This window comes from Runella sp. (assembly GCF_027484545.1).
Classification (GTDB): Bacteria; Bacteroidota; Bacteroidia; order Cytophagales; family Spirosomataceae; genus Runella.
On record NZ_JAIXST010000333.1, the window covers coordinates 22,044 to 29,324 of the forward strand.

Below are 7,281 nucleotides of genomic sequence, written 5' to 3' on the forward strand. Positions count from 1 at the left end.
GGAATGTCGAGTGTCAAGCGGTTCGCCGCCGCGGTACAGAATGTCGAGTGGAGCATGGAATGAAAAATTTTATCATACAGTACTGCCAAAACATAAGAATGAGTGGAAATAAACACAATCATTATTTGTGGAATTATTTTCTGTTTCTCAGTTTTACATTTTTTACTTTTTCAGTTCAAAGTCAGAACTCCGTTCTTTCCGAAGGGCGATGGTTTAAAATCGGAGTTACCCAAACGGGCATTTACCGCGTGGATGCTGCTTTTTTGAAACAATTAGGCGTGAATCCTGCCGAAATTAATCCCCGCAACTTACGACTTTTTGGCAACGGAGGGGCGATGTTGCCCCAATCGAATGCTGCACCCCGCGTTGCTGATTTGACCGAAAATGCCGTTTTGGTAAAGGGTGAAGCAGATGGTCGTTTTGATGATACTGATGCCTTGTGGTTTTTTGGGCAAAGTCCCCACGAAATACGATATAATGCCACCGAAAAACGCCTCGAACATCAGTTGAATGTATACAGCGATACAACCTTTTATTTTCTTCAAATCGGTACACGGGCAGGACTTCGGATTCAATCTCAGCAATCCGGCAACAGTGGTGCGATTTTGACCGTTTTTGATGATTACGTATTTCGAGAAACCGAAAACTACAATCGGGTACAATCGGGGCGTGAATGGTGGGGTGAATATTTTGGCACTCAAACGCGTCAGGATTTTAATGCCGATTTGAATGGCTTATTGCCTGATAGTCCCATAAAACTGACGGTAGCTACGGTAGCGGCGGCTCAGGTAGTGACCAAGTTTTCAATAAGCGCAAACGGTCAGTCTTTAGGAGAACAAACGATGGGAACGGTGACGGATTATCGTTATGATTCCAAAGGTCAAAGGACTCAAAAAACGTACGATAGCAAACTCTCCAATGCTTCCAATCGCGTCACGATGACGTTTAGCTTTGATAAAGCCGGGCAAGCCAACGCGGATGCTTATTTGGATTTTTTAGGGTTACAGGTACAGCGCAGTTTGCGTTTGTATGAGCAAACGACAGTTTTTCAGAATCTTAGTTCGATAACTCAAGATTCTGTTCGTTACACAATTGGACTGGCCAACGCACAGATGCAGTTGTGGGAAATTACCAATCCACTGCGCCCCGCAGCGCAAACGTATCGTTTGAATGGCACTGAGGCTACTTTTGGCAGTTCAGGGAAACAATTGAAACGTTTTGTGTTATTTTCGGAAAGTCAGCTAAAAACACCCATTTCTTATCAACCCGTTACCAACCAAAATCTCAGGGCTTTATCCACTCCCAATTTACTGATTGTAACAGCTCCTGTATGGCAAAAACAAGCCCAAAAACTGGCCGATTTTCGCCGCCAAAATGATGGATTGGAAGTGGCAGTAGTGACAACCGCCCAGATTTATGATGAATTTGGGTCGGGGCAATCCGACCCGACTGCCATTCGTGATTTAGCCCGGTACCTGAATGAGCGTCAGCCCGGCAAACTCAAGTATTTGCTCCTTTTCGGGGATGCCAGTTATGACTATAAAAATAACTTAAAGGCGCTTTCTCCGCTCGAAATGACCTATTTTGTCCCTACTTACGAAAGCCGTGAGTCAGGGCATCCCGTATTGAGTTTTTCGTCAGACGACTATTTTGGATTTCTGAAAAAAGAAGATGGGGAGTGGATCGAAGATTACAGCGGGAACCACACGCTTGATATTGGAGTGGGGCGTTTGCCTGTTAAAACAATTGCCGAAGCGGAAGTAGTAGTAAACAAACTTACGCGCTACAATACCAAACGGTCAAGGGGAAATTGGAGGCAAAAAATTGCGTTTATTGCTGACGACGGAGATGGAAATCTGCATCAGCAAGACTCTGATAATCTGTCTAAAATTGTTGCTAAAACTACCCCTGCCTACGATTTACGTAAGGTCTTTGTGGATGCTTTTCCGCAAATAGGTACACCTGTGCGTGCTCCGGAAGTGAGTCAAGCCATTGATAAAAATGTCAATGAAGGGGTTTTAATCATGAATTATACGGGCCATGGCGGGTCGTCTATTTGGGCGGATGAACAAATTGTGACATTGCAAAATCTGTTCAATTGGCGTAACTTGGACAATATGCCTTTAATCATAACAGCTACCTGCGAATTTGGCCGCTATGACAACCCTGCCGAAGTTTCGGGCGCAGAAATCGCCGTATTGAGCCCGCGCGGTGGGGCAATTGCCATGCTTACCACCGCCCGACCCGTGTATGCAAGCACCAATTTTTTATTGAATGAGGCGTTTTATCGTGCTGCTTTTCAACCACAAAACGGGCAAATGCCTCGCCTTGGCGACTTGATGAGGGCCACTAAAAACAATAGTTTCAGCGGGGTTTTTAATCGAAATTTTGCCCTCCTCGGGGACCCTTCGCTCCGACTCAATTATCCTGATTATCAAGTCAATGTTACTGCCTCCGATACGCTGAAAGCAGGACGGTTGGTTAGGTTTTCGGGAGAAATAAGACAGGCAGACAAACTCGTTCCGGATTTTAATGGAACGGCTATTATCACTGTGTATGATAAAGAAAATCAACTCACCACGCTCGGAAGCGAAGGGCCTAAAATGACCTATGGGCAGTATGCGAGCAAATTGTTTGACGGACGGGTAAGTGTAAAACAGGGGAAATTCACGGTGCAATTTGTGGTTCCCAAGAACATTGACCCTAAATTGGGAACCGGTTTGGTGCAGGTTTATGCCATACGAGCGGATAGTTTGGCAGATGCTGCGGGTGGAAATAACCGGATTTTGGTAGGAGGAACTGAACAACTTGCCAACGATAGTAAACCTCCAGCCCTCCAACTGTATCTAAACGACGAAACGTTTGTGGACGGGAGCCAAGTGGATGACAGCCCGGTATTGATTGCGAAATTAAATGATGAAAATGGGCTCAGTTTACTTCAAAACATGACCCTGACGCTGAATGATACGTTTTCGGTGGCGGTTAATGAGTATTTTGTAGCAACTATTGATGATTTTCGAAGCGGTATTCTCAAATATCCTTTTCACAAACTGCCTTCGGGAGCGTATAGCTTGAAGCTGAAAGTAGGAGATACGTATAATAATTTTGCTGAGGGGACGTTGAAGTTTAGAGTTGGTGAGCAAGTTTCATTGGTTAGGAACGTTATCGCTTATCCCAATCCTTTTGTAGAACGGCTCAATTTGCAACTTGAGTTGATAAACGAAGGGGAAGATGTTGAAATAGAGACCAAAATTTTTGATATGACAGGCCAATTAGTTCGTGTTGCCGGTCAAACGATTTATAACTCAGACAAAATTATTGATGTATTTTCTTGGGACGGAACCAATCACTTGAATCTTTTAGTACCTCCTGGAACGTATGTTTATCGAATGTTGGTTCATTCTCTCACCCGTCAACACACTCAGATCGTGGGAGGTAAGTTAATAAAGCCAAAATAGATTTTGAAAATAGTAATTTAGTATCTTTGTGCGTTTTAAAAAAAATACCCCTTTTGACACAGTCATAATTTTTCCGATTTCCTTATGATAAGAAAAATCTCTCCCGTTTTCACTTTGGTGGGTTTTTGTACTTCTTTTGTTGTATCAGCACAAATAACCGCTGGTGGGCAAGACAGCACGGGGTTGAATCCCGTTATTTCCTCTGTCCCCTTTGCGGCTTTTACTCCTGATGCACGCAGTGCAGCTTTGGGTGATGCGGGTGCAGCGTTAAGCCCGGATGCTAACTCGGTTTATTGGGGCGCAGCTAAGTTGGCTCAGGCTACAAAAAGCTACGGAGTGGCCTTTTCATACACGCCTTGGCTCCGTAATATCACCGAAGATATGTACTTCGCTTATTTATCGGCCTTTAAAAAAATCAATAAAAATCAGGCCGTGGGGGTGAGTTTAATGTACTTTGACCATGGTGTGTTTCAAGCGCGAAATACGTTTGGTCAATTATTGGGAGACTATTATTCCAATGAATTTTATGCTTCAATTGCCTATTCGCGCAAATTAACAGATAAGTTTTCTTTAGGGCTAAACTTGAAATATATCAATTCCAATTTGGGAGGCGGTGTTCAGGTAATGGGAGGTTCTGCTCTGAAAGCCGGTCAAACGGCAGCGGGTGATATAAGTGCTTTTTATCAAACCGAGAATATTGACGAAGGTACTGGTAAGGGTTGGAATTATTCCGGCGGATTGATGATCCAAAACATTGGAGGAAAGGTAAACTACGGAGGTACTGAAAGTGGATTTATACCTACTACTTTCAAATTGGGAGGTGCCGCTACGCGTCACATAGATCCTTACAATAAAATTACGTTTACGCTTGATTTGAATAAATTGATGGTGCCTAGCCCGGGGGCTAAAAATGCAAAAACTCAGGGAAGTATCGCCGCCATGTTCAGTTCATTTGGAGATGCGCCGGGGGGAGCGAAAGAAGAGCTTCGCGAGTTTATGATTTCAGCCGGGACTGAATATTGGTACAATGAAGTGTTTGCAGTACGGTTAGGCTATTTTAGCGAAGCCAAAACCAAAGGTGACCGTAAGTATTTCACGGTAGGTTTCGGAGCACGCATTCAACAGCGTTACGGAATAGATTTTGCTTATTTGATGCCGCAAAAACAAGGCAGCCCGTTGGCTAATACCTTCCGGGTTTCGTTGGTCATTGATATGTTCAAGAAAGCCGTTGATACGGCTGTTGATACAGAAGAGTAGAATCCCATCTAAATCTTCCCCACTTAGGGAAGACTTAACTGATAGAGCTGCAATACAAAAAAAATAGGCGATTTGCAGATGCAAATCGCCTATTTTTTTTGTATTGCAGCTCTGATGTAACGTTCCAAGGTAGTAAAAACCAATCGCCGTGCAGGTTCTTTGACTCCGTATACACCCGAATGCCAGCCTTCCGTGACAGCTACTGTAAGCTCGCTTCCATTTTGGGTGATGGCTTGAATTGAAAAATGTTCAAAGAAAGACTCAGAAGGATGCCAAATCTGATGAATCGGTAACTCATTGGGGGCATTTTCGAGCCAATCTTCTATCAGCCATTTATTCTCACTTTTTATTTTTGTCACTCTACGGCGGTGATAAATGTTTTTACTGACTTGAGTAAAAGCACGTATCTTGCCTTCAAAAATAAACTTTTCATTTTCCACTTTCCACATCCCTTTGGCATCTTTCACCCAATCGTACCAGACAAAACGCGATCCTTTCTGCATTTGGTTGTAGCTCCCGAGCATGAGTGTATTATGTGAAGCAGTACCCGCAAAATAATTGACCCACTTTTCGTCCGTATTGTAAAGATAAGAACCGGCATCGCGCAGGATATTTTCTCCGTTTACCCAAATATCCAAATGCAGATTGTCAGCCTGAAAAGGTCGGTCTTTGTAGGCTCCGCAGCGGATGAAAGTCAGCGTATCGGCGTCTCTCAGCGTATAATATCCTCCTTTGGAAAAGCTTTGGGGTTCAATTACAGTTGTTTTTGGTTGACCGTTTACGCTTTTTAAATCGTACCAAAATTTGTCTTCCACGTCTTCACTCTCTATGCCTAATGCGGCCTCCAATGCTGCCAATTGCGGGCGATAATCGCGATAGGGTGCGGTGGTAAGTGGAAAAAACAGTGCGCCGTCATTGTTGCCATAATTGGGAAGCCAACCCGTTTTTTCGTCTTGGCAGGCTCTCAAAAAGGCCACTGATTTTAAAGCACGCTCATAAACTGCGTTAGAAAAACGTTCATTATTAATTTCAGAAAGCCGAATAGCCCACGTAAGCAATTGAATGACAACCCGATGGTAATTCATCGAAAATTGTAAAAAAGTGCCGTCTTCATAAATCTGATACGCAATTTCTTCTTCAAACCATTGTTTTCCACGGATTTTCCAACGTTTTGACTCCGGGAAAAATGGATAAAATAAGCCCACTAAATACAAAGTGAGTGTTTCAGTAATGGCGTGGTTGTTTCTGACCGCAATGCGCGAAAAATTGATGTTGGCTTCTACGTGCAGTAGTTGCCAATAAATGGTGTGCATGATGCTTTGGAAACGTTCCTCGGTCAGTGAAGGGGAGTTTTTGTAATAATTCAAAGCAAAGGTCCAGTTCAGGACTCGCAGTGAAATTTCCTGACTGCACCGCCAATTAGGTCCGCAATTGACGGGATTGGCGGCAATCCAGCTCTCTATTTCTTCAAAAACAGTCTCAGCTAAGTCTTTGCCCGTTTGAAAATCGTAGCGGATAAGCGAATACAAAAATACAAAACGGGATTTTTCCCAAACGTATTTGATGTCGCCGGCGGTGGGAGAGAAGTCAGGAATTTCTGTCCAATGCTTGGTGGCATCGTAGCGATACTGGTTGGTTGGATTGGTCAACCAATCGGCGACAGGATAGTATTTAGCACTGAAAAAGAGAAGATTGCCTTTTTGATATTCACTGAATTGCTCTTGCAAAGACGCATCGGGAAGTTGGCCTATAGCCGATGGGCTATCAATGCGAAGCGACTCTCGACTTTCAAAGAAAAATCGAGGAGGCAGTTGTTTCCAATCGTGTAGCGAAGTATACGATTTGGCTGGGGGGCGGGTAGGGAATTTGGCTTTTAACAAGCCTGTTCGGCGGCGCAGTTCGTACGTTAGCCTAAACCTAACATAACGAGGCCCCATATTCATCAATATGTTGAAAAACCCTGCCATAAAGAACAAAAGCCGTGATAGAAGGTCACGGCTTTATGATTATTTTTCTGAAGTGTTCCTATTATTCGCTTTCCTTTTCTTCCGCAGGTTGCTCTTCTGCTGCCGGTTCTTCGGTGGGTTGTTCAAACAACTCAGGAACTTGAACAATTAAAATAGTATACCAGGTAATAAGTTTCCGAATGTCAGAAAGATATACTTTGTCGGTGTCATAGCCCGGCAAAACTTCGGTCATAAAATCAACAAGCTGATAGTCTGACATTGATTTTGTGTCCAATGTTTGGCCTTTGTATTTGTTGTGAACATTTTCAAATACGGTAGATAAAGGAGCTGCTTTGTCGTCGTCAGCCATGAAAATTGAAATATCTTTCAAGACAGATACTCTTGCTGAAGCTCCAATCATTGATTTTTCGCGCTTCCCATCCAAACTTTCTACGATTACTCCTCCGCGTCCCGGTTTGAGGATACGATACAGCCCCGACTTTCCCGAGAAATTGGCAATCTCTTTCAACAATTCCATAGTAAGCTTATGATTTTTTTCGATTTGATTTTTGATATTGAGGCCGCAAAAGTAACTCTTTTTCCGGAAAGAATAAACTTGC

General features: G+C 43.4%; 4 protein-coding genes. 2 read left to right on the forward strand and 2 right to left on the reverse strand.

The features are described from left to right. Window positions 1–98 precede the first annotated feature (98 nt). Both porU and porV read left to right on the forward strand, forming a co-directional pair. The gene (gene porU / locus Q0081_RS29785; RefSeq protein WP_298362177.1) at window positions 99–3,458 is read left to right on the forward strand and encodes a type IX secretion system sortase PorU; all 3,360 of its coding nucleotides are present in this window, start codon (window positions 99–101) and stop codon (window positions 3,456–3,458) included. 84 nt (window positions 3,459–3,542) lie between these two features. After that, window positions 3,543–4,715, forward strand: coding sequence for a type IX secretion system outer membrane channel protein PorV (porV, locus tag Q0081_RS29790; RefSeq protein ID WP_298362180.1), 1,173 nt, complete (start codon window positions 3,543–3,545; stop codon window positions 4,713–4,715). Window positions 4,716–4,804: 89 nt separating this feature from the next. On the opposite strand, the gene Q0081_RS29795 is transcribed toward porV, so the two are convergent. Both Q0081_RS29795 and Q0081_RS29800 read right to left on the reverse strand, forming a co-directional pair. After that, on the reverse strand, window positions 4,805–6,652 hold the full coding sequence (locus Q0081_RS29795; protein ID WP_298362183.1) for an alginate lyase family protein: 1,848 nt from the start codon (window positions 6,650–6,652) through the stop codon (window positions 4,805–4,807). Window positions 6,653–6,743: 91 nt separating this feature from the next. After that, on the reverse strand, window positions 6,744–7,281 hold a 538-nt coding region (locus Q0081_RS29800), incomplete at its 5' end, for a DUF5606 domain-containing protein (protein ID WP_310586543.1).

Bases quoted from the DNA above. Each gene is read 5' to 3' on its own strand.
- porU (WP_298362177.1), top strand. From the start codon at position 99: ATGAGTGGAAATAAACACAATCATTATTTGTGGAATTATTTTCTGTTT.
- porV (WP_298362180.1), top strand. From the start codon at position 3,543: ATGATAAGAAAAATCTCTCCCGTTTTCACTTTGGTGGGTTTTTGTACT.
- Q0081_RS29795 (WP_298362183.1), bottom strand. From the start codon at position 6,652: ATGGGGCCTCGTTATGTTAGGTTTAGGCTAACGTACGAACTGCGCCGC.